Genomic DNA, 24,838 nt, shown 5'->3' on the forward strand with positions numbered 1-24,838 from the left:
ACCCTCCGGGGAGTCAGTGGGTCCGGATAGGCTGGCAGGATGACGCGAGCCGAGCAGCCAACGGCCCACAACTGGGCCCCCGACGAAGCCCTGGTCGCGGATTCGCGCGAGCGTGCCGTCCGCGCACTGCTGCGACAACCCCAGCTGAAGCGGTTGTGGAGCGCACATCTCGTGGGAGGTGTCGCCGACGCCCTGGCCCTCCTGGTCCTGGTCGTCCTCGCCCTCCAGGCGGCGATCTCCGAGGGTTCCTTCGGCGGTGGTGTCCGCGGGGCGGCGCTCGCCGTGGCGGCCGTCTTCGGAGCGCGCGTCCTCGCGACGCTGCTCTTCGGAGCTGTGCTCCTGGGCCCCCTGACATCGCTCACCTCACCGGACGGGCCCCTCGACCGGCGCTGGACCATGCTCGGAGCGGACGGCCTGCGGGCCGCGCTCCTCATCGTCGCGCCCCTGTTCATCGACTGGACCCCGGACAACGCGCTCGCCGTCGTCCTGGTCATCGTCTTCGTGGCCGGAGTCGCCGAGCGGTTCTGGACGGTCTGCCGGGAGAGCGCGGCGCCCGCGCTGCTGCCCGCACCGCCGCTCGAGGGCGCCACCGTGCGCCCGCTGCCGGACCACATGGAAGCGCTGCGACGCCTGTCCCTGCGTACGACGTTCGTCGCGCTGCCGCTCGCGGCCCTCGCCCTGGTCGTCGTCTCCCTGGTCAGCAACATGCTGGGCGCCGGGATCGACTGGTTCCACCTGCACCAGGCGGCGCTCGCCTCGTACGTGGCGGCCGGACTGTTCGCGGCCTCCCTGTCGGTGGTCACCTTCCTCGAACTGCCCGACGCCCGCACCCCGCGCGCGCGGTCGCCGCTCGAAGGGCTGCGCCGTCCGAAGACGGGCACCGCGGGTGACCGGGGCCGCACCGGCGCGATCCCGCTCCTGGTGCCGGCCTGCGCGGCCGTCGCAGGGGCGATCTCCGCGGCCGTCGCCGTCACCGTGCTGGACGCCATCGACCTGGGCGGCGGCCCGGTGCTGTACGGACTGCTGGTGCTGGCCCTGACCGGCGGCGTCGTCGCGGGCATCCGCACCGCCCCCTCGCTGCTTCCCTCGCTGTCGCGGCGCAGGCTGCTGGCGCTCGCGATCGCGTTCACCGGGATCACGCTGCTGGCCGCGGGACTCGTCCCGGACGTCACCACCGTGCTGCTGATCCTCGCCTTCGCCGGTGTCGGCGCGGGCGTCGCGGCCAACACCGGGCACGCCCTGCTCGACCAGGAGACCGAGGACTACCGGCGGGCCCGCACCACCGAGCACCTCCACGCGGTCGTACGCGTCTTCGTGGCGGTCGGCGCGATCGTGGCGCCGCTGGTGGCCGCGGCGATCGGCCCGCACCGGCTGGAAAGCGGCAAGTTCGTGTTCGCGCACGGCGGCGCCGCCTTCACCCTGATGCTGGTCGGCGCGCTCCTGCTGCCCGTCGCCGCCCTGGTGCTCGCCAAGGTGGACGACCGTTCCGGCGTGCCGCTGCGCAAGGACCTGCTGGACGCCCTGCGCGGCGGCGACGACCCGAGCCAGGTGCCCGCGACGAACGGCTTCTTCATCGCCCTGGAGGGCGGCGACGGCGCCGGCAAGTCCACCCAGGCGCAGGCACTCGCCGACTGGATCCGGGCCAAGGGCCACGAGGTCGTGGTGACCCGCGAGCCGGGCGCCACGCCGGTCGGCAAGCGGCTGCGCTCGATCCTGCTCGACGTGTCGTCCACGGGCCTCTCGCACCGCGCCGAGGCCCTGCTGTACGCCGCCGACCGCGCGGAGCACGTCGACACGGTCGTACGTCCCGCGCTGGAGCGGGGCGCCATCGTCATCTCCGACCGCTACATCGACTCGTCCGTGGCCTACCAGGGCGCGGGCCGCGATCTGTCGCCCACGGAGATCGCCCGCATCAACCGCTGGGCGACGAACGGGCTCGTACCGCATCTGACCGTTCTGCTGGACGTGTCGCCCGAAGCCGCCCGCGAGCGGTTCACCGAGGCGCCCGACCGGCTGGAGTCGGAGCCGGTCGAGTTCCACGCGCGCGTGCGGTCCGGTTTCCTGACGCTCGCCGCCGCCGACCCGAGCCGCTATCTGGTGGTCGACGCCGCGCAGGAGCCGGAGGCCGTCACCACGGTCGTACGGCACCGCCTCGACGTGATGCTGCCCCTGTCCGAGGCCGAGGTGAAGGCCCAGGAGGAGGCGCGCAGGGCGGCCGAGGAGGAGGCCCGGCGCAAGGCGGAGGAAGAGGCCGCCCGCAAGGCGGAGGAGGAGCGTCTGGAGCGCGAGCGCCAGGCGCAGCTCGCGAAGCTGCGCGCCGAGGAGGAGGAGCGCAAGCAGCGCGAGCTGGAAGAGGCCCAGCGGCGTGAGGCCGAGCGTCAGGCGGAGGAGGCCAGGCAGCGTGCCGAGGAGGCCCGCCGCCGTGCCGAGGAGGAGCGGGTCCGTCTCCTCGCCGAGGAGCAGGCGCGTGCCGCCGAGCAGGAGCGGGCGCGCAGGCAGGCCGAGGAGGAGGCGCGGCTGCGTGCCGAGGCCGAGGAACGCCGTCTGGAGAAGCAGCGGAAGGCCGAGGAGGCGTTGCTGAGGGCGGAGGAGGCCCGGCGGATCGCCGCCGAGGCCGCTGCCGCCTCGGCGGCCGCGTCGGCTTCGGCAGAGGCCGCGGTGTCGGGCGCCGGGACGGCTCCGAAGACCGACGCCCCGAAGGCTTCGGAGCCCGCCACGCGGACGGGACGTGACGCTGAGGAGTCTTCGTCGGCGTCTCCGTCCTCGCCCGCGCCCGCTCGGTCCGCTTCCCGTTCCGCGTCCACGCCTTCGTGGGGCGCGGCCGTGCCGGACAACGAGACGACGCTGCCCACGCCGGTCGTCACCGACCCGGCGGCGGTCGACGAGACCGCCGTGCTTCCGCCCGTACGACCGGACGAGCGCCGTGCGTCCAAGCGTCTGGGCTCCCGCGCCGACGTCGAGGACACGGCCACGCTGCCGAAGCCGCCGGTCCCCGGCGGGGCGGCGGACGAGACGGCGGTCCTGCCGCCCGTCTCCCCGGGCCGGGACGCGGCCGACGAGACGGCCGTCCTTCCTCCGGTACGGGACCGGGGCGCGGCCGGCAGGGCCGACGGACGGTCCGGGGACTCCGCGGACCGGGTGCCCCGGGGCTTCTTCCGCGACGAGCGGCCGGCGGCATCCGAGGGACCGTCCGACCGTACGAGGGAACTGCCCCAGGTGGACGAGACGGGCGCCCCGCGCCGCAGGCCCCGCCCCGACTGGGCCGAGGAGACCCCGCTCGACGACCTGCCGACCCTGGCGGACGAACTGCTGGGCCCGCGGGACGACGAGGACGACTGGGACGAGGGACCGGCACGCGGCCGGGGCGGGCGGCGACGCTAGCCGGTACGGCTGACGGCTGACGGCCGGGGCGGGCCTGGACCGCCCTGGCCGCCGCGGCCGCGTGGCCGCCCGGCTGTCGCGGCCGGCGTGGCCCTCGCGGAGCCGTTCATGCTCCGGCGGACGGTCTGGCCGGCTGCGGACGGCTGCGGGCCGCCGGACCCGGGTCGCGTCCGGCGGACGGGCGGTGTGCCCCGGTTGTCAGTGGCGACCCGCACAATGGACGACACGAGACAAAAGCGCGTGCGACGGAAGGGCGGAGCCCATGCCCGTGTGGGACGACCTGGTGGGCCAGGAGAAGGTGAGCGAGCAGCTCGCCGCCGCTGCCCGTGACGCCGACGCCCTGGTCACGGCGGTCGCCGCGAGGGCTCCGCAGCCCGAGGCGTCGAAGATGACGCACGCCTGGCTGTTCACGGGCCCGCCCGGTTCGGGCCGGTCCACCGCGGCGCGCGCGTTCGCGGCCGCGTTGCAGTGCGTGAGCCCCGACCGCGCGCTCGGCGGGATCCCCGGCTGCGGATTCTGCGACGGCTGTCATACGAGCCTGGTCGGCACCCACGCCGACGTGCAGATCGTCCGCACCGACCTGCTCTCCATCGGAGTCAAGGAGACCCGCGACCTGGTCCGGCGCGCCCAGCTGTCCCCCGCGGGCGGCCGCTGGCAGGTCATCGTCCTGGAGGACGCGGACCGGCTCACCGAGGGCGCGGGCAACGTCCTGCTCAAGGCGGTCGAGGAGCCCGCTCCCCGCACGGTCTGGCTCCTGTGCGCGCCGTCCATCGAGGACGTGCTGCCCACCATCCGCTCCCGCTGCCGACTGCTCACGCTGCGCACCCCTCCGGTGGAGGCCGTCGCCGACATCCTGATCCGCCGTGACGGCATCGAGCCCGAGGTCGCCGCGGCCGCCGCGCGCGCGACGCAGGGCCACATCGGGCGCGCCCGCCGTCTCGCGACGGACCCGAGCGCCCGTCAGCGCCGCGCCGCCGTCCTCAAGCTCCCGCTGCGGATCGACGACGTCGGCGGCTGCCTCAAGGCGGCCCAGGAGCTGATCGACACGGCTGCGGAGGACGCGAAGCAGCTCGCCGAGGAAGTCGACGTCAAGGAGACCGAGGACCTGAAGGCGGCGCTCGGAGCGGCCCAGGGCGGCCGGATGCCCCGGGGCACGGCGGGTGTCATGAAGGAGCTGGAGGACCGGCAGAAGCGCCGAAGAACGCGTACGCAGCGCGACAGCCTGGATCTGGCCCTGATCGACCTCACCGGCTTCTACCGCGATGTCCTCGCCCTTCAGCTCGGCTCCCGCCTGGCCATCGCCAACGCGGAGGCCGGGGACACCCTGGAGCGGCTGGCCCGCGGCGGTTCGCCGGAGTCGACCCTGCGCCGTATCGACGCGATCGCCGCGTGCCGCGAGGCGCTCGACCGCAACGTCGCTCCGCTGCTCGCGGTGGAGGCGATGACGATGGCGCTCCGCGCGGGCTGATCCGCCGATCCCGGTTCGTGACCGCGACCCGGCGGTGACTGGTCGCCCGGTTGACCAGGTCACTCGTACGAGCCGCTTCCGCGACTGAAGGTGATCGGGACATCGCGCAAGGTTAGGCTCGCGAAATGCACATGAGGCGCACCACACGGCCGATCCGACCCCTCCGTGCGAGCGGCGTGCTGCTGGCCGCCGCGGCGCTGCTCATCTCCGCCTGCTCCTCCTCGGGGAGTTCCACGACGAAGGCCGCGACGACCGAGGCGGTGCTCACCGCGCTGCCACGCGCCACCCCGTCGGCGCTGGCGCCGTACTACGAGCAGAAGCTGAACTGGCGCAGCTGCGGTGTCCCCGGCTTCGAGTGCGCCACGATGAAGGCCCCGCTCGACTACGACAAGCCCGGCTCGGGCGACGTCAGGCTGGCGGTCTCGCGCAAGAAGGCCACGGGACCCGGCAAGCGGCTCGGTTCGCTGCTCGTCAATCCGGGAGGGCCGGGCGGTTCGGCGGTCGGTTACCTCCAGTCGTACGCGGGAATCGGCTATCCGGCGGACGTCCGTGCCCGCTACGACATGGTCGCGGTCGACCCGCGAGGGGTGGCCCGCAGCGAGCCGGTCGAGTGCCTCAACGGTCGCGCGATGGACGCGTTCACGCAGACGGACACCACGCCGGACAACGGCCGGGAGACGGATCAGCTCGTCGCGGCGTACAAGAAGTTCGCCGAGGGCTGCGGCGCGCACTCGCCCGAGCTGCTCCGGCACGTCTCCACGGTCGAGGCGGCCCGTGACATGGACATCCTGCGGGCGGTGCTGGGAGACCGGAAGCTGACGTACGTGGGGGCGTCGTACGGGACGTTCCTGGGGGCGACGTACGCGGGGCTGTACCCGGACCGGGTGGGCCGGCTGGTGCTGGACGGCGCCCTCGACCCGTCCCTGAACGCGCGCAAGCTCAACGAGGAGCAGACGGCCGGGTTCGAGACGGCGTTCCAGTCCTTCGCGAAGGACTGTGTGCGGCACAGCGACTGCCCGCTGGGCGACGCGGGCACGAGCCCGGACGAGGTGGGCCGGAATCTGAAGGCGTTCTTCCAGCAGCTGGACAAGCAGCCGATCCCGACGGGGGACCCGGACGGCCGCAAGCTGGGAGAGGCGCTCGCGACGACCGGGGTCATCGCGGCGATGTACGACGAGACGGCGTGGCCGCAGCTGCGGGACGCACTCACCTCCGCGATGAAGAAGAACGACGGGGCGGGCCTGCTCGCCCTCTCCGACAGCTACTACGAGCGGGACGCCGACGGCCGGTACGCGAACCTGATGTCCGCCAACGCCGCCGTGAACTGCCTCGACCTGCCTCCCGCCTTCTCCGGCCCCGACCAGGTGGAGCAGTCGCTCCCGGCCTTCGAGAAGGCGTCCCCCGTCTTCGGCGAGGGCCTGGCCTGGGCCTCGCTGAACTGTGCGTACTGGCCCGTCAGGAACACCGGCGAGCCCCACCGCATCGAGGCGAAGGGAGCGGCGCCGATCCTGGTCGTGGGCACGACCCGGGACCCGGCGACCCCGTACCCCTGGGCGCAGTCCCTGGCCTCCCAGCTCTCCTCCGGCACCCTCCTGACGTACGTCGGCGACGGCCACACCGCCTACGGGCGCGGCAGCAGCTGCATCGACTCCGCGATCAACGGCTACCTCCTCCAGGGCATGCCTCCGGAGAAGGGAAAGCGCTGCTCATAGCCGTCCCGGGCAGCCGCGGAGCCCCCGCACCGGGCGGTGTGCGGAGCACCCCGGGAAACTGTGTAGACTTACCGACGTTGCTGATCGCACCATAGGTGTGGACAGCGCGCCGCCTTAGCTCAGATGGCCAGAGCAACGCACTCGTAATGCGTAGGTCTCGGGTTCGAATCCCGAAGGCGGCTCTGTGGAAGCCTCAGGACTCACTCGCCGTGACCTGGGGCTTTTGCTTTTTTCGAGCGCGACGGCGTCCTTACACGCGACCGCCCCGACCCCGCCCCCCCGTCAGTGGCCGCTCGGGTCGTGGGCCGAGACCGGGATCGTCTCCTTGTGGAAGAAGGACGGGCGGAAGGCGTTGTACGCGAGCATCAGGACGGCTCCGAGGAGGAGGGCGCCGATGCCGGTGACGAAGACGCCGCCGAGCTGCCAGTGCGGCGGGAACGGCAGGGTCCACGACGTGCTGCCGTAGTCGGCGGCGGCGTACACGATGCAGGCGTTGACGAAGAAGTAGAACAGCATCAGACCGCCCAGGCCCGGCATGATCCCGCGCGTCCACAGGTCGCGCGGGCTGCGCGTGAGGACCTTGCGGTAATACCAGACGCAGGCGAAGCCCGTGAGCCCGTAGTAGAAGGCGATCATCAGGCCGACGGAGCCGATGGAGTCGGCCAGGACGTTCTCGCTGACCCGGGTCAGGATGACGTAGAAGACGGCCGAGGCCAGCCCCATGCCCACGGTGGACCAGGTCGGGGTCAGGAACCGGGGGTGGATACGGGCGAAGCGCTGCGGGATGGCCTTGAACGCCGCCATGGACAGGGTCGTACGGGCCGTCGGGAGGATCGTCGTCTGGGTGGAGGCCGCCGCCGAGGTGAGGACCATGACGATCAGGAGCTTGGTGGCGACCGTGCCCCAGCCCCCGCTGCCGAAGACCTCGGCACCGAGACTGGAGAGGACGTCTCCGGAGTTGTCCGGGTTGCCCAGGCCGATGCCCTTGTCGCCGACGCCCGCGAAGGCCTGCGCGGACGTGGTGACCAGGACGTAGACGAGCAGCAGGATGACCGTCGAGATGACGGCCGCGCGGCCGGGCGTGCGGTCGCGGTCGACGGTCTCCTCATTCACGGACACCGCCGTGTCCCAGCCCCAGTAGATGAACACACCGGCGAGGATGCTCTTGGTCAGGTCGTCGAACGAGTTGATCTCGAAGGGGTTGAACCACGACCACGAGATCTCCGACGACGAGCCCGGTGCCGACCCTCCGTACACCTTGACCAGCGCGGTGATCGCCAGCAGGAACAGCACCACGATCTCGATGGTGAGCAGCGCCTTCTGGAGGTTCGCGGACAGCTCGATGCCGATGTAGCAGATCAGCGTCATCAGGGCGATCCACACGACGCCGACGAAGGTGACCCAGAAGGTGTTCTGCGCCAGTCCGTCCGCGCCGATGAGCTGGAAGCCGTACGCGCCGGCGATCTGGGCCAGATTGGCCATCACGATGATGTCGGCCGCGACGATGCCCCAGCCGCCCAGCCAGCCGGTACGGGGGCCGAAGGCCCGGGACGCCCAGGTGAACGTGGTGCCGCAGTCGGGGTCGGCCCGGTTCAGTTCCTTGTAGCCGTAGGCGATGAGGAACATCGGGACGAACGCGAGGATGACCACGATCGGTGACTGGAAGCCCACGATCCCGACGATGACGCCGAGGGTCGCCGCGAGGCTGTAGGCGGGAGCCGTCGAGGCCAGCCCGATCACCGTGCTGGAGAACAGGCCCAGGGCGCCGCCCTTGAGACCCTTGTCCGTGGCGCCGGGGCCCAACGGGGGCAGTGGCGCGGGCGGCGGTACGGATGGTGAGCTCATGGCGCCCTCCGGAACCTGGTGGCGCCCGCCGGGGTGGACCGGGCGCACGCTGTCCCCGGCCCGGAAGCCTGGGCATCCTGCGGATCACCGGGGGACGCCCGGGGAGCCGGGCCGCTCCCACCAGCATGAACCCGCTCGCCGACAACCGGTAGTCGAGCCGCGCCCCGCGCGGCCGTCAGGTGTACGAGGGCCGGCCGGGCCGGGCGGTGTCATCCTGCGGGGATGACGGGATCCAGCACGGCGGGCGGCGGGTACTCCGGTACTCCGCTGGCCCGGAAGATCGGCATCAAGGCGGGGCACCGGGTACGGCTGGTCCACGGGCCGCCGGACTGGGGGATTCCCGGGCTGCCCGAGGACTGCGAGATCGGCGAGGGCGGCCCGGAAGGAGCCGCCGTCACCGTCGCCTTCTTCCGCGAGCACGCGGAGCTGGCCGCGCGGGCGGCCGGGCTGGCCGCGGACCTGTCCGACGCGGCCATGCTGTGGATCGCCTGGCCCCGTCGCGCGGCCGGGCACCGCAGCGACATCACCGAGAACGATCTGCGGGACCTCTTCCTGCCCCTGGGCCTCGTCGACGTGAAGGTGGCCGCCCTGGGGGAGGACTGGTCGGGGCTGAAATTCGTCCGGCGCAAGGAGAACCGGAGCTCTTGATCACGGACGTATGACCGTAGATCAGGACGTACGTACGGCTGACGTACGCGTGTACCCGAGGGAGTACGTGAGGGGTCGTCCCGGTGAACGACTAGCATCGCGGCACAGTTGTCGGCCGGGATGGGGTGGGTGTCGTGTCACAGGCGGAGGAGGGGCCACGGATCGCCGTAGCCGTGGTGACCATGGGCAACCGGCCCGTCGAGGTCGACGCGCTGCTCACCTCCGTGGCCAAACAGGACGTGGCGCCGGCCCGCATCGTGATCATCGGCAACGGCTGTCCGCTGCCCGAGTTCGCCGAACGCCTCGGTCTGCCGGGCGAGGTGACCACGATCGAGGTGGAGGACAACCTCGGCTGCCCCGGTGGCCGGAATGTCGGCCTGAGCCGGCTGCGTGAGTTCGGGGACGTGGACGTGGTCGTCGAACTCGACGACGACGGGCTCCTCGTGGACGCCGACGTGCTGCGCAAGGTGCGGGATCTGTACGCGTCCCGGCCGCGGCTCGGCATCGTCGGCTTCCGCATCGCCGACGAGAACGGGGAGACCCAGCGCCGCCATGTGCCGAGGGTCGGGGCCAAGGACCCGATGCGCGGCGGACCGGTCACCGGCTTCCTCGGGGGCGGGCACGCGCTGTCCATGCCGATGCTCGCCGAGACGGGGGACTGGCCCGCCGAGTTCTTCTTCGCGCACGAGGAGACCGACCTCGCCTGGCGGGCGATCGACGGCGGCTGGACCGTGCTGTACGAGCCCGAACTGCTCCTCCAGCACCCGAAGACCTCGCCCGCCCGGCACGCCATCTACTACCGCGTGACCGCCCGCAACCGGGTCTGGCTCACCCGCCGCAGGCTGCCCCTCGCGCTGATTCCCGTGCACCTGGGCATCTGGATCGTGCTCACACTCCTGCGGACGCGTTCGGTCGGCGGGCTGCGGGCCTGGTTCGGCGGCTTCGCGGAGGGGCTGCGCAAGTCCGGCGGGGAGCGGCGCCCGATGCGGTGGCGGACGGTCTGGCGACTCACCCGCCTCGGCCGCCCGCCGGTCATCTGAACCAGGCGAGCGGGTCCTGAGCGCCGGTCCTGACCACTGGTCCGGGGGCCGGTCCGCCGCACGGTCCGCGGCTCGGTCCCGGTCGTCGTCGGTTCTTCGGCCGGTTCCGTCGGACGGTCCTGGTCTCCAGGTCACGGATCTTCGGCCGGTTCCGTCCGATCGGCTCGGCCGTCGGTCTTCGGCCGGTCCCGTCCAGCGGTCCCGTCCGCCGGTTCCGTCGGCCGTCCTCGGACGGGATTCCGCCACGGGAATCCCGTCCGAGGGCTCGGTTCATGGAGTTCGCGTGGGGATCTTGTACGGGATCGCGCACGGGATCGGCGACCGGATTCGGTCAGGGACCGGGTACGCGACGGGGTCAGGGACCGGGTGTGCGACGGGGTACGCGACCAGGTACGGGATGCAGACGGACGGAGGCCCCGGGTCGATCACCTCGACGACCGGGGCCTTCCACGTCCCCGGATCCGGCCACGGCGGCGACACTCCCCCGAGTTACGCGTAGTACGCGCGCACCGTCGGGCCAGATCCGATGGAATGATCACATCAGGCCACGCCAACGGATCGCTAACATGAGGCCAACGGTTCCCTCGGGAACGATCACTTGACCGGCGTGAACCCGTCCTGAGGGGCGTGAATCCGCCGTGGTGCGCGGCCGGCGCGGCCGGGCGGAAAGGCGTGGAGCGGCGTGATGCGGAACGAGCTGCGGTTCGGACTGCTGGGGCCGCCGGTCCTGTACGACGCCCATGGCGAGGTCGGCTCGATCGGCAGCCGCAAGACGCGTGCCCTGCTGGCCGCGCTGCTCCTCGAACCGGGCCGGGTCGTCTCGGTCGAGGTGCTCAAGGACGCGCTGTGGGGCGGGGCGCCGCCCGCCTCCGCCCATGCCTCCCTCCAGAACCACGTGACCCGGCTGCGCCGACTCCTCGACGATCCGGAACGCCTGCGCGCGGTACCGCCGGGGTACGTCCTGCGGGTCGGCGAGGGCGAGTTGGACGTCCGCGTCTTCGAGCGGCACGCCGCCCTCGCGCGCGACGCGCACGCCGAGCGCGACTGGGAGCGGGCGCTGCGTGAGTCCGCCGCCGCGCTCGCGCTGTGGCGGGGCGCCCCGCTCGGCGGCCTGCCGCCGGAGACCGGCGGACACGCCCTCGTCCAGCGTCTGGAGGAGGCCCGGCTGCTCGTTCTGGAGTGGGGGTACGAGGCGGAGCTGGGCCTCGACCCGACCGCCTCCCGGCTCGACCGGCTGGCGCCGGAGCTGGCGGCCCGTACGGCCGAGTATCCGCTCCGCGAGTCGTTCCACCGGCTTCTGATGCTCGTCCTGCACCGCGCAGGACGCCAGGCCGAGGCGCTCGCCGTCCACCGAGACCTGCGGGCCCGCCTGCTCGACGAACTCGGCGTCGAGCCGGGCCCCGCCGTGCGCAGGGCCCACCTGGAGATCCTGCGGGAGGACGACGGGACCCCGGGGGAGTTTCGTGCCGACGAGACGGCTTCTGGCGGGGGCGCCCCGGGCACCGGAGACGCGGGCTGGATCCCGGGTGAGGCGCCGGACCGCAGACGGGGCGGCGACCGACGCAGGCAGGCCCGGGACCGGAACAACGACGTTGACGGGACCCGGGCTTGGGGCCGGGGCGGCGCCTGGAACGACGGTCGGGAGGGCGCGAACGCCGGTGGGGACGGGAGTGCCCGCCGGGACGAGGGGGTCGGCGGGGGCGACGGTATCGGCCGGGGCGGGAACGGCGACGACGGCGACAGGCGCCGGCACGGCCGTGTTGACCGTGACAGGGTCGCGGCCCGGGACATCACCACCCCCGACCGGGCGGGCAAGGGTGGTCGCGACGGCAGCAGCAGCCGGGACGGAAACCTCGGTGACGACGGCGCTGCCGGCCGCGACAGCGGCATGGGGCGCGGCGGGGGCGCCGGTCGTCACGGGAACAGCGTTCGTGACGGCAGCGTCGGCCAGAACGGCCCCGCCGGCCGGAACAGCGACGGCGGCCAGGCCGGCCGCAGTGGCCGGGACGGGGCCTTCGACCGGGACGAGAACGCCGACCTCGACGCGGACGCCGACCTCGACGCGGACGCCGGTAGGGACGCGGACCGTGGTCGAAACGGGGATGCCCGGCAGGCCGGAGACCGTGGTCGGGACGGGGATGCCCGCCATGACGCGGACCGTGGCCGGGACGGGGATGCCCGCCATGACGCCGATCGTGGTCGGGACGGGGATGCCCGCCATGACGCCGACCGTGGCCGAGACCGGGATGCCCGGCAGGACGACGACCGTGGCCGGGGCGGGGATGCCGGTCGGGACGGAGGCGGCGGTCCGGTGCAGGCCGACGGTGGGGCCGTGGAGCCCGAGGTCGGTTCCGCCCGCGCCGAACGGGACACCGCCTCACCGCCCAGGCCCGCCCAACTCCCGCCACCCCCGGCACACTTCACCGGACGTGAGGACGTCCGCGACCGGCTGCTCCGGATCCTGAACCCGGAGCACTCCCTGCGCCTCACGCACCCACAGGACCTGACGCCCGCGGCGCACCCGGACGGCGCATCCGACAGCAGGGCCTCCGCGGACGCGCCCGCCGGCGCACCCGCCCGTCCCGCCACCGGCATGCCCCGGGTGGCGGTGATCAGCGGGATGGCCGGCGTCGGCAAGAGCGCGCTCGCACTCCATGTCGCCCACGGGCTGCGGGAACGATTCACCGACGGCCAGCTGTACGTGAACCTGCACGGCGCCACCCCCGGCATGACCCCGCTCACCGCCGGTCAGGCCCTCGCCGCGCTCCTGCGCGACCTGGGGGCCGAACCCCGGCGGATCCCCGAACACCCCGACGCGGCGGCGGCGTTGCTCCGGTCGATGCTCGCCCCCACCCGCACCCTCATGGTGCTGGACGACGCGGCGCACGCCGCCCAGGTGCGGCCGCTGCTGCCGGCCGGCCCCGGCTGCGCGGTGATCGTGACGAGCCGCTCGCCGCTCGCGACCCTCGACGGCGCCGACCGCTTTCCGCTCGCGCCGCTGACGGACGAGGACAGCGCGGCCCTGCTCCGCGCGATCTCCGGCCGCCGGGAGGGACTCGACGGAGGCCACCCCCTCGTCGAACTCACCGGCCGGCTGCCGCTGGCCCTCCGGGTCGTCGCGGCCCGTCTCGCCGCCCGCCGCGCCCTGACCCCCGACGTTCTCGCCGGTCAACTGGCCGCGACAGAAGGCCGGTTGCACCATCTGGAGTACGACGACCTGAGCGTGCGCCGTTCGCTCGCCGTCGCGCACGACGCGCTGCGGGCCTCCGAGCGGGAGGCCGATCAGGACGCGGCGCTCGCCCTGTGCCGTATCGGCGCGCTCGATCTGCCCGCCTACGGAGCCGCCCTCGTCGCCCGTCTCACCGGCACCGACGAGCGCCGCGCCGAGGCCGCGCTCGACCGCCTCGTCGACGTCGCCCTCCTGGAGGAGACCGCGTACGGGCGGTACGCGCCGCACGATCTCGTACGCGACTTCGCCCGGGAGATCGCGGGCGCAGCGGAGTGCGTCCTCGGGACCGGGGTGATGGGGGCCGGTGCGGGCGTTCCGGCCGCCGGAGCCGTTCCCGGAGCCGCTCCCGGAGCCGGTGGAGCCGCCGCCCTCGCCGGCGACGACGGTCGGATACCCGTGGCCGTCGCCGAGCGCGCCCTGCGTTGGTACGCCGGTGTCGCCGCCCGTTCCCTGGAGGCGCTCCTCGAACCCGGTCTCGACCGGGAGGACCGCAGTCGGCCGACCGCCTCGCAGCCGGCGGGGCACGCGGCGGACGTGGCGGCCACGCCCCCGTTCTGCTCCGCGCGGGAGGCCTTCGCCTGGGGCGACACGGAGCTGGCGAACGTGGTCGCGCTGGCCGAGCGGTACGCGCACACCTCCCCGTACTTCCCCCTGCTGGCCCGCCTGCTCAACCCGTACGTCCAACGAAGCGGCCGGGTGGCCGAGTTGGAGGTCCTCCAGCGGGCGGCGCTCGCGGCGGCGCGACTGCTCGGCGACGAGGCGGCCGAGGCGTACGCGCTCGGCGACCTCGGAGGACTGCACTTCATGACGGGCCGGGTGGGCGAGGCGCTGACCCTGAACGACGACGCGCTCGCGATCTGGCGCCGCCTCGGAGTGCGCTCCTGCCAGCGGCGGGCCCTGAACAACCGGGGCATGCTCCTCGAATCCCTCGGCCGTCACGCGGAGTCGGGAGAGGCGCTCCTCCAAAGTCTCCAGTTCTCGCGGGAGTTGGGCGACCCGCACATGGAGGCCATCACCTACAGCCACCTCGGCAACCTGTACGAGCACACCGACCCGAGGGCCGCCATCGACCACCACAAGCGCAGTCTCGCCATCGGCGACGCCGTGCAGGACGTGATCATCCGGCACTCCGCGCACTGCAACATCGGCTACGCCCATCTGACGCTCGGTGAACCGGCCGCCGCCGTACCCCACTTCGAGGAGAGCCTGCGCATTCTCGGCGGCCACGGCGACTGGCACGGCGAGTCGCAGACCAGGCTCGGTCTGGTGCGGGCCCTGCGCGGTGTCGGTCAGTGGGAGCGGGCCGTGCGTGAGTGCGATCTGCTGCGGTGCCGTGCCGACCGCCGCGCGGACGGCTACACCGGAGGCCTCGCCCGACACCAGGCGGGCCTGCTGCTGCGGGAACGCGGTGACATCGAAGCGGCCCGCCGGGAGTGGGCGTCCGCCCTGGAGGCCCTGGAGGACACGGACAGCCCGGTGACCGGCGAACTGCGCGAGCTGCTGGCACGATAGACGGTCCGATCGCGCGCGGGTCGCGAAGGCGGCCGACGCCCCGGCCCGCCCGGTGACGCCGGTCGACTCCTTTCGTGTCCGCTCATTTCGCGTCCGCGTAGCACCGGACGACCGCCGTCGTGAACGGAAATCTCACCGGTGTCTCCCCGAAGGTGAGCCGGCCGGCGAGTTCGGCCGCGTCACGGATGGCGGCCACCACGGTCTCCGCCTCCTCGGCGGGGCAGTGCACCATCACCTCGTCGTGCTGGAAGAAGACGAGCTCGGCGGCGAGGCCGGAGCAGGTGCGGCGCAGTGCCGCCAGCATGAGCAGGGCCCAGTCGGCGGCGCTGCCCTGGACGACGAAGTTGCGCGCGAACCGGCCGCGGGCGCGGGAGTCGGAGGACGCGTATCCCGGCACCCAGCCCTGGTCGCCGCCCGTGTCGACGGGCTCGTCCTGCGGCATGCCCGCCTCCTCCCCGGTGCCCGCGCCCGAACCGGCCGCCGGGGGACAGGTCCGCCCCAGCCAGGTCCGCACGAGGCGCCCTTCCTCGCCGGCCCGGGCCGCGTCGTCGACGTAGGCCACCGCCTTGGGGAAACGGCGGCGGAGCAGGGCGAGGTTCTTCAGCCCGTCGCCGGACGTCTGGCCGTAGACGGCGCCGAGCACGGCGATCTTGGCCTGGTCCCGGTCGCCGGAGAACGCCCGGTCCGACACCGATTGGTACAGGTCGCTCTCCCGGCCCGCGACCTCCATGAGGCCGGGGTCGCGGGAGATGGCCGCGAGCACGCGCGGCTCCATCTGGTCGGCGTCGGCCACGACCAGCCGCCAGCCGGCGTCGGCGACCACGGCACGCCGGATCACCTTGGGGATCTGGAGCGCGCCGCCGCCGTTCGTCACCCAGCGCCCGGTGACGGTCCCGCCCGGCAGGTACTCGGGCCGGAACCGCCCGTCGCGCACCCAGTCCTGGAGCCAGGACCAGCCGTGGGCGACCCAGATGCGGTACAGCTTCTTGTAGGCGAGCAGCGGCTTCACGGCGGGATGGTCGATCGACTCGATCTCCCACCGCCGGGTGGATTTGACCTTGATCCCGGCCTGCGCGAACGCCTTGACGACGTCGGCGGGCAGGTCGGGCCTGACCCGTCTTCCGAAGGCAGCGGACACCTCCTCGGTGAGCTCGGCCAGGCGCCGGGGCTCACCGCCTCCGGTGTACCGGTCGCCCAGCAGTTCGCGCAGCACGTCCCGGTGGACGTCCGCGCTCCACGGCAGCCCCGCCCGGTTCATCTCGGCGGCGACCAGCATCCCCGCGGACTCCGCGGCCGTCAGCAACCGCATCCGCTCCGGGTGCGCGGTGGCTTCGTGGCGGCGCTGCTGGTCGGCGTACACCGCGAGGAGGTCCGCCAGCGGCAGGCGCACGGGGCCGGGTTCGAAGAGGGAGGACTGCGAGCCGGGTTCGGCGGACCGCTGGGGCGGGTCCGGTGGTACGGGGCCGCCGCGCAGTCTCGCGAGCGCGGCGGCCGCCGACCGGGGCTCGCCGAGCCGCCCCTCGTGCCCGAGCAGCAGGGTCTCGGCGGCCTCCACGTCGTAACACCGCTCCACTCGCACCCCCGTGGCGAGCAGACGCGGATAGACGTCGGCCGTCGACCGCCATACCCACCGGCTCACGTGCGGCCGGGTCCGTACGGCTTCCGCGAGGTCCGCCTCCCGGCGGACCTCTCCCGCGGGCAGCCCGTCCGGGCCGAGGGCGGCGATCTCGGCGCCACCGTCCTCGGCCGGCGCGAGAGCCCAGCGCTCGGTCATGATTCCGAGTCTCGCAGGAGGGTCTGACAACGGCCGCGAGCACGCCGGGAGGAACCTGGGGAGGGTCCAGGGGCCGCGTGGTGGTCCCGGACCACCACGCGGCCCCGGGTGGTGGTCCCGTGATCGTGGGACCCGCACCACCGAGCCCCCTACTGGTCCGTCTGCTGTCCGGTCCCCGCGACGACCTCCAGCACGCGCGCGAGGTAGGCCTCCGTCGCGGTCTTGTCGATGCCGAGGCCGCTGAGAACGCCTTCGCCGTTCTCGAACTCCAGCAGGGCCAGCAGGATGTGCTCGGTGCCGACGTAGTTGTGGCCGAGACGCAGGGCCTCGCGGAAGGTGAGCTCCAGGACCTTCTTGGCCGCCGGTCCGTACGGGACCAGTTCGGGGACCTCGTCGGCGGCGGGCGGGAGTGCGGCGAGGGCCGTCTCCCGGACGGCGTCCAGGGTCACGCCCTGTGCGGTGATCGCCTTCGCGGCGAGCCCCTCCTCCTCGGACAGGAGGCCGAGGACGAGGTGCTCGGGCAGTCCCTCCGTGTTGCCCGCGGCCTTCGCGCTGTTGTGCGCGGCCATGACCGTGCTCCGGGCGCGGGGCGTGTAGCGGCCGAAGCCCTGGCTGGGGTCGAGGTCCGCCTCCGCCTTCGGCACGAACCGCTTCTGCGCCGCCTGCCGGGTGACGCCCATGCTCCTGCCGATGTCGGTCCAGGACGCTCCTGACCGGCGTGCCTGATCCACGAAGTGCCCGATCAGGTGGTCGGCCACGTCACCCAGGTGATCTGCCGCGATGACCGCGTCCTGGAGCTGGTCGAGCGCGTCGGTGTGCACTTTCTTGATGGCCTCGATGAGGTCGTCGAGGCGTACGGATGCCTTGCCCGGTGAGTTCGTCGTCATGTGTCAACGCTAGGTTGACAGTGGGCGACTGTCAACCCGACGTTGACACTTGATGTCGTGTGGATCCCGCGAGGCCGCAAGAGCCGCCCGGCGCGCTGTCCACAGGGTGTGGACGAGCGAACGGCTCCGGCCCGGGGCGTACGCCGGCCCCCGCCCCGCCCGTGACACGATCGGGGGATGAGTACGTCCAGCACCGTGGAGCGCGCCTTCGCGGCCGCCCTCTACGCCGACTCCGACTCGGCCCTCGACACCGGAGCCTCCGTGCTCGCGGCCGACCCGGCCTCCGACGCCGAACTCGCCCGGCGTGGCGAGGAGTTCGTCGCGGCTGCCTGGCGGCGCGGCTGGCAGCCCGCCGATGTCGTACGGATCGTGCGGCGCGACCTGGACGACGTCCACGTACGCCTGCTGATCTCCTCGATCCTCAAGGAGGGGGAGGGCGAGCGCGCGCCCCGGGGTGCGCGCTGGGCGGCCCAGCTGGAGGAGTTGGAGGCCGAGCCGCACGACCTCAGGACCGACCGCTTCTCGCGTGCCACCGCGACCCTGGAGCTCTACCGTCTGCTCCTGCGCCTGCCCTCCATCGAGCCGCTGGAGGCGCCCAGGCCGCCGGTCACGGCCGCCGCCCCGCAGGAGACGCGCATGCTCGCCCGGATCCGCGCCCTCCTCGCGAAGGCGGAGGCGACCGGGTTCCCGGAGGAGGCGGAGGCGCTCAGTGCCAAGGCGCAGGAGCTGATGGCGCGGCACAGCATCGACGAGGCGCTGATCGCGGCCCGGACCCACGCGAAGGACACGCCCGGCGCCTGCCGTATCGGCGTCGAGGCGCCCTACGAGACGGCCAAGGCGGTGCTCCTGGACGCGGTCGCTGGGGCGAACCGCTGCCGCGCCGTGTGGAACGAGGCCCTCTGTTTCTCGACCGTCGTCGGCTTCGAACCCGATCTGGAGGCGGTCGAGCTCCTCTACACCTCGCTTCTCGTCCAGGCGACGGCGGCGATGACGAAGGTGGAGGCGGCGCAGCGGGCGGGCGGGCGCAAGCGTACGAAGACCTTCCGGCAGTCGTTCCTGGCCGCGTACGCGCACCGCATCGGCGACCGGCTCGCCTCGGTCGCCGAGGAGCAGGTGACCGCCACGGAGGGGGAGTTGCTGCCGGTCCTGGCGGCCCGTGACGTGGCGGTCGCGGACCACCTGGACCGGATGTTCCCGGAGACGGTCACGACGCGGATGCGCGGGGTCACCGACGAGGCCGGGTGGCACGAGGGCGCGGCGGCTGCGGACCGGGCGCAGGTCAGGGGCCGACGCCCGCTTCCGTAGCGGCCCCACGCACCCGTCTCCGTAGAGCCGGCGCGCGCCCTGTCCCGTAGGGCCGACCACGCGCCCGTCTCCGTAGAGCCGGCGCGCGCCCCGTCCCGTAGGGCCGACCACGCGCCCCGTCTCTGTAGGGTCGGCCGCGCGCCCTGTCTCCGGAGAGTCGGCGCGCGCCCCGCCGCCGTGGGGCCCGCCGCGCGCCCTGTCCCCGTAGAGCCGGCCGTGAGCCCGTATCGCCTTCCCGGGAACGTGGTGCCGGGGTCGTGATGTTCGTCGTCAGTCGCCCGCGTGCTGGAACGGTGTCACGGAGGCGTTCGGCTCGCTCGCCGATCCCTTGCCCGCCAGCGGGCCGTACGACCACGGGAAGCTCTGCGTGGTGTCGGCGCCGGGCAGGGCGATCTTCAGCGTCTTCACGGCGAGGGTCTTCGCGTCGCCCTCCGCGCCCCGCACATAGGTGATGGTGAAGGACGCGGTGTCGCCCTTGGCCAGGGTCAGTTCCTCCGGCGCCGCGGACTTGTCCGCCGCGATGTCGGCGGAGGTGCCGCCCGCCACCACGGAGAGTCCGGGGAAGCCCTTCAGGGTGCACCGGGCGCCCTTGTTGGTGAGGGTCACCGGGATGTTGCCCGTGTCGCCGGCTGCCGTGGCGGCGTTCGCGGGACCGACCTGGATCCCGCTGTCACCGATCGCACAGGCCCCGGCGGCGGCCTTCTTCGCCGGGGCGGCCGTGTCGCCGGATTTCCCCGAGGTGCCGGAGCCGCCGCCGTCGCAGGAGGTCAGGGCGAGGGCCGCCGCGAGGACGGTGACGGCGATGGGCAGAGCGCGCATGGGTTCCCCTGGGAGTCGTGACGATGTGCATGGATCATCACGCACCGCGGCCCACCGGGGTTGCCCACCCCCTGCCGTTCACCCGCACGGGACCGGTATCGCCCGAAATTGCCCGCTGGCGTTCCCGCCGTGTCGCGATGGGCCGACACGAACCCACGGTTTCGAGCTCGGGCGATCAGGCGATCAGCCGATCGAGCGACCGAGGGTCGGGCCGGACGGGCGGCAGGGGGTCGGGCGGGGGCGGTCAGGAACCGAGGCTCGCCGTGGGCAGGCCCGTGGGCAGCTTTCCGCCCACGCTCTTGGTGTACGTCTCCTTGCCGAGGCCACCCTCCCAGGTGATCGACAGCGTCGTACCGTTCACGGAGTCGACCATGCCGACGGCGCGCTTCTTGCTGCCGTCCGTGCAGGCGAGCCGGATCATCCGCATGCTCGCCTCGTCGGACGAGGTACCGCTGCACACGGTGCCTCCGGTCGCGAACAGGCCCGCCTGCTTGCCGTTGATCATGAGGACCACGGCCTTGCCGCCCGCCGTGGTGAGCCAGCTGCCCTGGAGCTTGCCGCCGCCGGCCGCGGGAGTGCCGGAGCCGCCGCCCGTGCCGGCCCCGTCCGTCGCGGACGCGCTCGGGTCCGACGACGGGGTCCCGGAGTCGTCGCTGCCGCTGCCGCAGCCGCTCAGCACGAGCGCCGCCGCCAGCCCGGCGGTCGCGGCCGCTATGCGCGCGTGGCGGGACGGGAAGGTCGCCGTGGTCACTGAAGCCCCCAAGGGTGGGATGGATGCGGGTCGCCCGAACGATCGCAGCAAGCTATCAGGAGGGCGCGGGAATCCTGCCGGGGAATCCGGCGTGCGGTTGCTCACGGGGCCACGCCCCCAACTCCTCGGGCCCCGCTGACCTGCCCGTTCTTGCCCGAGGGCCCCGGTGGACGCCCAACGCCCGCCGGACCGGCGCGCACGTGCGGCGGTCCGCGTCCTGGACCATTGCGTGAACACTGGAACAGTAAGGGCGCGGTATGCGTCTCTTCCTCATACACGTGGGATCCGATCCGGACGATCCCGCACGGATGTTGGCGCGGAAGATCATGGACGGGGGCCGGGGATCGCATGTGACGCGATTTCCGGGGAAAGCGCTTGACCGGATGCGGGCCGTACCGGCCTCCGGTGAGGTGCGGCCGTAGTCGGGCGAGCGGCAGCCGGTGGTCAAGGACCGGTGAGAGCTGTAACCGCAGGACCACCCCGCGTGCACGTGCATCTGCCCATGCATCTGCACATGAACAGAGCTATGATCCGAGTCAGTTGACTACTGCATCTATGGCCACCTCAGCCACTGCACGACCGGGGAGCGACCTGTGGACCACGACGTGTTCGACGTGGATGACGTGTACGACGGTATGGCTGAATTCGTGTACAACGGCATGGCTGCGACCGAGCTTGACGGCGTCGCCTGGCAGAAGAGCCGGCACAGCAACTCACAGGGTTCCTGCGTGGAGTTCGCGCGGCTGCCCGGCGGTGACGTGGCCGTGCGGAACTCGCGGTTCCCCGAGGGGCCCGCGCTCGTCTACACGCGCGCCGAGATCGAAGCCATGCTCCTGGGCATCAAGGACGGCGAGTTCGACCACCTGATCGCGGGCTGACGGCCGTGATCGCGGGCCGCCCCGAGCGAGCCGGCCGCGGGAGGTCCGGCCGGGGAACGGGCGGCCGTGTCGCGGCCGCGCACGAAACGGCCGGCTCGGGTGGCGCCGGACACGGAACCGGCGACGTCAATCGAGGGTGAGCTTCACTCTGCGTTCCGTAACGCGCGTAGAACCGCGGCGCCAAAGGGCGCCGCGGTTCGCTATTCGGGGGAGAGCGCGGCCGTGTCGGGCTGCGCCCCCAGCCGGAACAGCGCCCAGACGACCTTGCCGCTGAGCGTTCCGGCGAGCGGGTGCCAGCCCCAGCTGTCCGAGAACGAGTCGACCAGGAAGAGGCCGCGCCCCGACTCCGCCGCGAAGTCGTCCGAGTCGCCCGCGACGGGACTCTCGTGGCTGGGGTCGCGCACCGCGCACACCAGCCGTGAGGTCCACCGCATCAAGTGCAGCCGTACGGGCGGCCCTTGGTCGTCCTTGCGCGGGGTGTCCGAGGGCAGCGCGTGCCGCAGGGCGTTGGTGACGAGTTCGGAGACGACGAGGCAGACATCGTCGAAACGGTCGCCGATCTCCCACTGGTCCAGCGTTCCGCGGGTGAACTGCCGTGCCTCGCGCACCGCTTCGTAGCGGGCGGGCAAGGCGCACGAGGCGGCGCTGGACACGGCCGCGGGGTCGAGAGGCGGAAGTCCCTGCCGTAAGGGTTCGAGCATGGTCGATCCATTCGTCCCCATGCGAGGCACTCCCGGGTGTTCGCGGTCGTTGCGATGCAGCGGTGGCGCGGGGACCATGGTTCCGAATGCGTACAGCAGATGCAAGGGCAGATGCACGTGCACGCGCCCGAATTGGACCTTAGTCTGCTACTTCTTGGTCATTTCTTCCTTCACCTTATTCTCAGTTGTCGGCCCTTCGCTGATCCTTTTCTGTGCTCCGGCTTTGGCTGCTTTCCGTTTCCGTAACTGAACGAGTACTGCTTGAAGTGTTTTAGTGGCAGACTTCGGCGTCTGGAAGACCGTTGGGGAGGCTGACGAACGTGAGCGCTGGTGAGTCGAGCGGCTCGGTGGTGCGGCGCATGCTGCTGGGTTCGCACCTGCGGCGCCTGCGTGAGACACGCGGCATCACCCGTGAAGCGGCCGGTTACTCGATCCGTGCCTCCGAATCGAAGATCAGCCGTATGGAGTTGGGAAGGGTGAGCTTCAAGACCCGCGATGTCGAGGACCTGCTGACGCTCTACGGCATCAACGACGAGGCCGAGCGCACCTCTCTGGTCTCCCTCGCCAAGGAGGCCAACGTCGCGGGCTGGTGGCACAGTTACTCCGACGTCCTGCCGAGCTGGTTCCCCACCTATGTCGGCCTGGAGGGCGCGGCCCACCTGATCCGGGTGTACGAGGTGCAGTTCGTGCACGGTCTCCTCCAGACCGAGGCCTACGCCCACGCCGTCGTCCGGCGCGGGATGAAGGGCGCCTCCGCCGCCGACGTCGACCGGCGCGTGGCCCTGCGCCTGGAGCGGCAGAAGTACCTCGTCTCCGAGAACGCCCCCGAGTTCCACATCGTCCTCGACGAGGCCGCGCTGCGCCGTCCCTACGGTGACCGCGAGGTGATGCGCGGACAGCTCCAGCACCTGATCGAGATCTCCGAGCGGCCCAACGTACGTCTTCAGGTCATGCCGTTCAGCTTCGGCGGGCACTCCGGCGAGAGCGGCGCCTTCACCATCCTGAGCTTCCCCGAGTCCGACCTGTCGGACGTCGTCTATCTGGAGCAGCTCACCAGCGCGCTCTATCTGGACAAGCGCGAGGACGTCAATCAGTACGAGGGCGCGCTCAAGCAGCTCCAGCAGGACAGCCCCGGCCCCGCCGAGAGCCGCGACCTGCTGCGCGGGCTGCTCCAGCTCTCCTGACTCCCGCGTCTCCCGCGACTGCCCCGGGAGAGGCCGCGGACTTCTCTGGACTCCCGCAACTCCCTTGAAACACAAGTACGATGACATGTGATCAGACCGTGATCGGATGTCTGCTGACCCGGACCAAGGACTGTCTCGGCAGCACAGGGATTGAGGGAGCACATGTCGTCCTACTTCACCGACCTGGCCCAGCAGTACATCGACGGCGAGTGGCGCCCGGGAACGGGCTCCTGGGACATCATCGATTTCAACCCGTACGACGGCGAGAAGCTGGCGTCGATCACGATAGCCACGGTCGAAGAGGTCGACGACGCCTACCGCGCCGCCGAGCGCGCCCAGAAGAAGTGGGGCGCGACGAACGCGTACGCGCGCCGCGCGGTCTTCGAGAAGGCGCTCGCCGTCATCGACGAGCGCGAGGAAGAGATCACCGAGGTGATCATCGCCGAGCTCGGCGGCACCCGCCTCAAGGCGGCCTTCGAGCTGCACCTGGTCCGGGAGTTCCTGCGCGAGTCGGTCCAGCTGTCGCTGCGCCCCGAGGGGAAGATCATCCCTTCGCCCGGCGACGGCAAGGAGAACCGCCTCTACCGCGTCCCGGTCGGTGTCGTCGGGGTCATCAGCCCCTTCAACTTCCCCTTCCTGCTGTCGGTCAAGTCCGTGGCCCCCGCCCTCGCCCTCGGCAACGGCGTGGTCCTCAAGCCGCACCAGAACACCCCGATCGTCGGCGGCTCCCTGGTCGCGAAGATCTTCGAGGAGGCGGGTCTGCCCGGCGGCCTCCTGAACGTCGTCATCACCGACATCGCCGAGATCGGCGACGCCTTCATCGAGCACCCCGTCCCGAAGGTCATCTCCTTCACCGGCTCCGACAAGGTCGGCCGGCACGTCGCCACCGTCTGCGCCGCGAACTTCAAGCGCTCGGTCCTCGAACTGGGCGGCAACAGCGCCCTGGTGGTCCTGGAGGACGCGGACATCGACTACGCGGTCGACGCGGCGGTCTTCAGCCGTTTCGTCCACCAGGGTCAGGTCTGCATGGCCGCCAACCGTGTCCTCGTGGACCGATCGATCGAGGCCGAGTTCACCGAGAAGTTCGTCGCCAAGGTCAGGACGCTGAAGACCGGCGACCCGAAGGACCCGGCGACGGTCATCGGCCCTGTCATCAACTCCTCGCAGGCGGACGCCCTGTCGAGCGTCGTGGAGCAGGCGATCGCCGAGGGCGCCACCGCGCTGCTGCACGGCACGACCACGGACAACCTGGTCGAGCCCTCCGTCCTGACCGGCGTCCCCGAGAACTCGGACCTGCTCCGCCAGGAGGTCTTCGGCCCGGTCGTCTTCCTCGTCCCGTTCGACGGTGAGGAGGAGGCTGTCCGGATCGTCAACGACACCCCGTACGGCCTCTCGGGCGCCGTCCACACGGCTGACATCGAGCGAGGCGTGAACTTCGCCAAGCAGATCGACACCGGCATGTTTCACGTCAACGACGGCACCGTCCACGACGAACCCCTCGTCCCCTTCGGCGGCGAGAAGCACTCCGGCATCGGCCGTCTGAACGGCGAGACGACGGTCGACTCCTTCACCACCACGAAGTGGATCTCGGTGCAGCACGGGCGGAGCCGCTTCCCCTTCTGACACGCCTTCGCGTGATCGTTCAGCGCGCCCGGACCCTTGCGGACAGAACCTGACCGCAAGGGTCCGTAGCGTCTTTCCTGT

At 72.3% G+C, this 24,838-nt stretch carries 16 protein-coding genes and 1 tRNA gene; 11 read left to right on the forward strand and 6 right to left on the reverse strand.

The window, feature by feature from the left end; all coding sequences use genetic code 11:
* Positions 1 to 39: 39 nt before the first annotated feature.
* The 4 genes from tmk to WJM95_RS17570 all read left to right on the forward strand — a co-directional run bounded on the left by tmk (position 40) and on the right by WJM95_RS17570 (position 6,743).
* Entirely contained in the window at positions 40 to 3,381 is a 3,342-nt protein-coding gene (gene tmk, locus WJM95_RS17555) for a dTMP kinase (RefSeq protein WP_339130663.1), read from the forward strand.
* Between the two features lie 262 nt (positions 3,382 to 3,643).
* Entirely contained in the window at positions 3,644 to 4,849 is a 1,206-nt protein-coding gene (locus tag WJM95_RS17560; protein ID WP_339130664.1) for a DNA polymerase III subunit delta', read from the forward strand.
* Positions 4,850 to 4,974: 125 nt separating this feature from the next.
* On the forward strand, positions 4,975 to 6,561 hold the full coding sequence (locus WJM95_RS17565) for an alpha/beta hydrolase (RefSeq protein WP_339130665.1): 1,587 nt from the start codon (positions 4,975 to 4,977) through the stop codon (positions 6,559 to 6,561).
* Between the two features lie 108 nt (positions 6,562 to 6,669).
* A tRNA-Thr gene (locus tag WJM95_RS17570) sits at positions 6,670 to 6,743 on the forward strand.
* A gap of 100 nt (positions 6,744 to 6,843) precedes the next feature.
* Here the strand turns inward: WJM95_RS17570 and WJM95_RS17575 are convergent.
* Positions 6,844 to 8,406, reverse strand: coding sequence for an APC family permease (locus WJM95_RS17575; RefSeq protein WP_339130666.1), 1,563 nt, complete (start codon positions 8,404 to 8,406; stop codon positions 6,844 to 6,846).
* Between the two features lie 222 nt (positions 8,407 to 8,628).
* Between WJM95_RS17575 and WJM95_RS17580 the strand changes: the two genes are divergently transcribed.
* The 3 genes from WJM95_RS17580 to WJM95_RS17590 all read left to right on the forward strand — a co-directional run bounded on the left by WJM95_RS17580 (position 8,629) and on the right by WJM95_RS17590 (position 14,835).
* Complete coding sequence (locus WJM95_RS17580) at positions 8,629 to 9,054, forward strand: DUF3052 domain-containing protein (protein WP_339130667.1); 426 nt, start codon at positions 8,629 to 8,631, stop codon at positions 9,052 to 9,054.
* Positions 9,055 to 9,179: 125 nt separating this feature from the next.
* Entirely contained in the window at positions 9,180 to 10,094 is a 915-nt protein-coding gene (locus WJM95_RS17585) for a glycosyltransferase (protein ID WP_339130668.1), read from the forward strand.
* A 685-nt stretch (positions 10,095 to 10,779) separates the two neighbouring features.
* Positions 10,780 to 14,835, forward strand: coding sequence for a BTAD domain-containing putative transcriptional regulator (locus WJM95_RS17590; RefSeq protein WP_339130669.1), 4,056 nt, complete (start codon positions 10,780 to 10,782; stop codon positions 14,833 to 14,835).
* An 82-nt stretch (positions 14,836 to 14,917) separates the two neighbouring features.
* On the opposite strand, the gene WJM95_RS17595 is transcribed toward WJM95_RS17590, so the two are convergent.
* Both WJM95_RS17595 and WJM95_RS17600 read right to left on the reverse strand, forming a co-directional pair.
* Entirely contained in the window at positions 14,918 to 16,609 is a 1,692-nt protein-coding gene (locus WJM95_RS17595) for a bifunctional 3'-5' exonuclease/DNA polymerase (protein ID WP_339130670.1), read from the reverse strand.
* A 149-nt stretch (positions 16,610 to 16,758) separates the two neighbouring features.
* Positions 16,759 to 17,496 carry a Clp protease N-terminal domain-containing protein gene (locus WJM95_RS17600; RefSeq protein WP_339130671.1) on the reverse strand — a complete coding sequence of 246 codons (738 nt, stop codon included), beginning with the start codon at positions 17,494 to 17,496 and terminating at the stop codon, positions 16,759 to 16,761.
* Positions 17,497 to 17,673: 177 nt separating this feature from the next.
* Between WJM95_RS17600 and WJM95_RS17605 the strand changes: the two genes are divergently transcribed.
* The gene (locus tag WJM95_RS17605; RefSeq protein ID WP_339130672.1) at positions 17,674 to 18,801 is read left to right on the forward strand and encodes a DUF2786 domain-containing protein; all 1,128 of its coding nucleotides are present in this window, start codon (positions 17,674 to 17,676) and stop codon (positions 18,799 to 18,801) included.
* 270 nt (positions 18,802 to 19,071) lie between these two features.
* On the opposite strand, the gene WJM95_RS17610 is transcribed toward WJM95_RS17605, so the two are convergent.
* Together WJM95_RS17610 and WJM95_RS17615 are read right to left on the reverse strand one after the other, a co-directional pair.
* On the reverse strand, positions 19,072 to 19,620 hold the full coding sequence (locus WJM95_RS17610; RefSeq protein ID WP_339130673.1) for a DUF4232 domain-containing protein: 549 nt from the start codon (positions 19,618 to 19,620) through the stop codon (positions 19,072 to 19,074).
* Positions 19,621 to 19,864: 244 nt separating this feature from the next.
* Positions 19,865 to 20,371 (reverse strand): hypothetical protein, encoded by a 507-nt coding sequence (locus tag WJM95_RS17615; protein ID WP_339130674.1) that lies wholly within the window; start codon positions 20,369 to 20,371, stop codon positions 19,865 to 19,867.
* Positions 20,372 to 21,006: 635 nt separating this feature from the next.
* On the opposite strand from WJM95_RS17615, the gene WJM95_RS17620 reads away from it, so the two are divergent.
* Entirely contained in the window at positions 21,007 to 21,249 is a 243-nt protein-coding gene (locus WJM95_RS17620) for a DUF397 domain-containing protein (protein WP_209441310.1), read from the forward strand.
* Positions 21,250 to 21,449: 200 nt separating this feature from the next.
* Here WJM95_RS17620 and WJM95_RS17625 read toward each other — a convergent pair whose 3' ends face one another.
* Positions 21,450 to 21,971 (reverse strand): ATP-binding protein, encoded by a 522-nt coding sequence (locus WJM95_RS17625; protein WP_339130675.1) that lies wholly within the window; start codon positions 21,969 to 21,971, stop codon positions 21,450 to 21,452.
* Positions 21,972 to 22,309: 338 nt separating this feature from the next.
* On the opposite strand from WJM95_RS17625, the gene WJM95_RS17630 reads away from it, so the two are divergent.
* Positions 22,310 to 23,134, forward strand: a complete 825-nt coding sequence (locus WJM95_RS17630; protein WP_339135649.1) for a helix-turn-helix transcriptional regulator — start codon at positions 22,310 to 22,312, stop codon at positions 23,132 to 23,134.
* 162 nt (positions 23,135 to 23,296) lie between these two features.
* A complete protein-coding gene (locus tag WJM95_RS17635) occupies positions 23,297 to 24,757 on the forward strand; it encodes an aldehyde dehydrogenase family protein (protein ID WP_339130676.1) in 1,461 nt (486 codons plus the stop codon).
* Positions 24,758 to 24,838 lie beyond the last annotated feature (81 nt).

Origin of the sequence: Streptomyces sp. f51 (assembly GCF_037940415.1) — a bacterium.
Taxonomy (GTDB): domain Bacteria; phylum Actinomycetota; class Actinomycetes; order Streptomycetales; family Streptomycetaceae; genus Streptomyces.

Coding starts and splice junctions, on each gene's coding strand:
- tmk (WP_339130663.1), top strand. CDS start 40: ATGACGCGAGCCGAGCAGCCAACGGCCCACAACTGGGCCCCCGACGAA.
- WJM95_RS17560 (WP_339130664.1), top strand. CDS start 3,644: ATGCCCGTGTGGGACGACCTGGTGGGCCAGGAGAAGGTGAGCGAGCAG.
- WJM95_RS17565 (WP_339130665.1), top strand. CDS start 4,975: ATGCACATGAGGCGCACCACACGGCCGATCCGACCCCTCCGTGCGAGC.
- WJM95_RS17575 (WP_339130666.1), bottom strand. CDS start 8,406: ATGAGCTCACCATCCGTACCGCCGCCCGCGCCACTGCCCCCGTTGGGC.
- WJM95_RS17580 (WP_339130667.1), top strand. CDS start 8,629: ATGACGGGATCCAGCACGGCGGGCGGCGGGTACTCCGGTACTCCGCTG.
- WJM95_RS17590 (WP_339130669.1), top strand. CDS start 10,780: ATGCGGAACGAGCTGCGGTTCGGACTGCTGGGGCCGCCGGTCCTGTAC.
- WJM95_RS17595 (WP_339130670.1), bottom strand. CDS start 16,609: ATGACCGAGCGCTGGGCTCTCGCGCCGGCCGAGGACGGTGGCGCCGAG.
- WJM95_RS17600 (WP_339130671.1), bottom strand. CDS start 17,496: ATGACGACGAACTCACCGGGCAAGGCATCCGTACGCCTCGACGACCTC.
- WJM95_RS17605 (WP_339130672.1), top strand. CDS start 17,674: ATGAGTACGTCCAGCACCGTGGAGCGCGCCTTCGCGGCCGCCCTCTAC.
- WJM95_RS17610 (WP_339130673.1), bottom strand. CDS start 19,620: ATGCGCGCTCTGCCCATCGCCGTCACCGTCCTCGCGGCGGCCCTCGCC.
- WJM95_RS17620 (WP_209441310.1), top strand. CDS start 21,007: ATGGCTGAATTCGTGTACAACGGCATGGCTGCGACCGAGCTTGACGGC.
- WJM95_RS17625 (WP_339130675.1), bottom strand. CDS start 21,971: ATGGGGACGAATGGATCGACCATGCTCGAACCCTTACGGCAGGGACTT.
- WJM95_RS17630 (WP_339135649.1), top strand. CDS start 22,310: ATGCTGCTGGGTTCGCACCTGCGGCGCCTGCGTGAGACACGCGGCATC.
- WJM95_RS17635 (WP_339130676.1), top strand. CDS start 23,297: ATGTCGTCCTACTTCACCGACCTGGCCCAGCAGTACATCGACGGCGAG.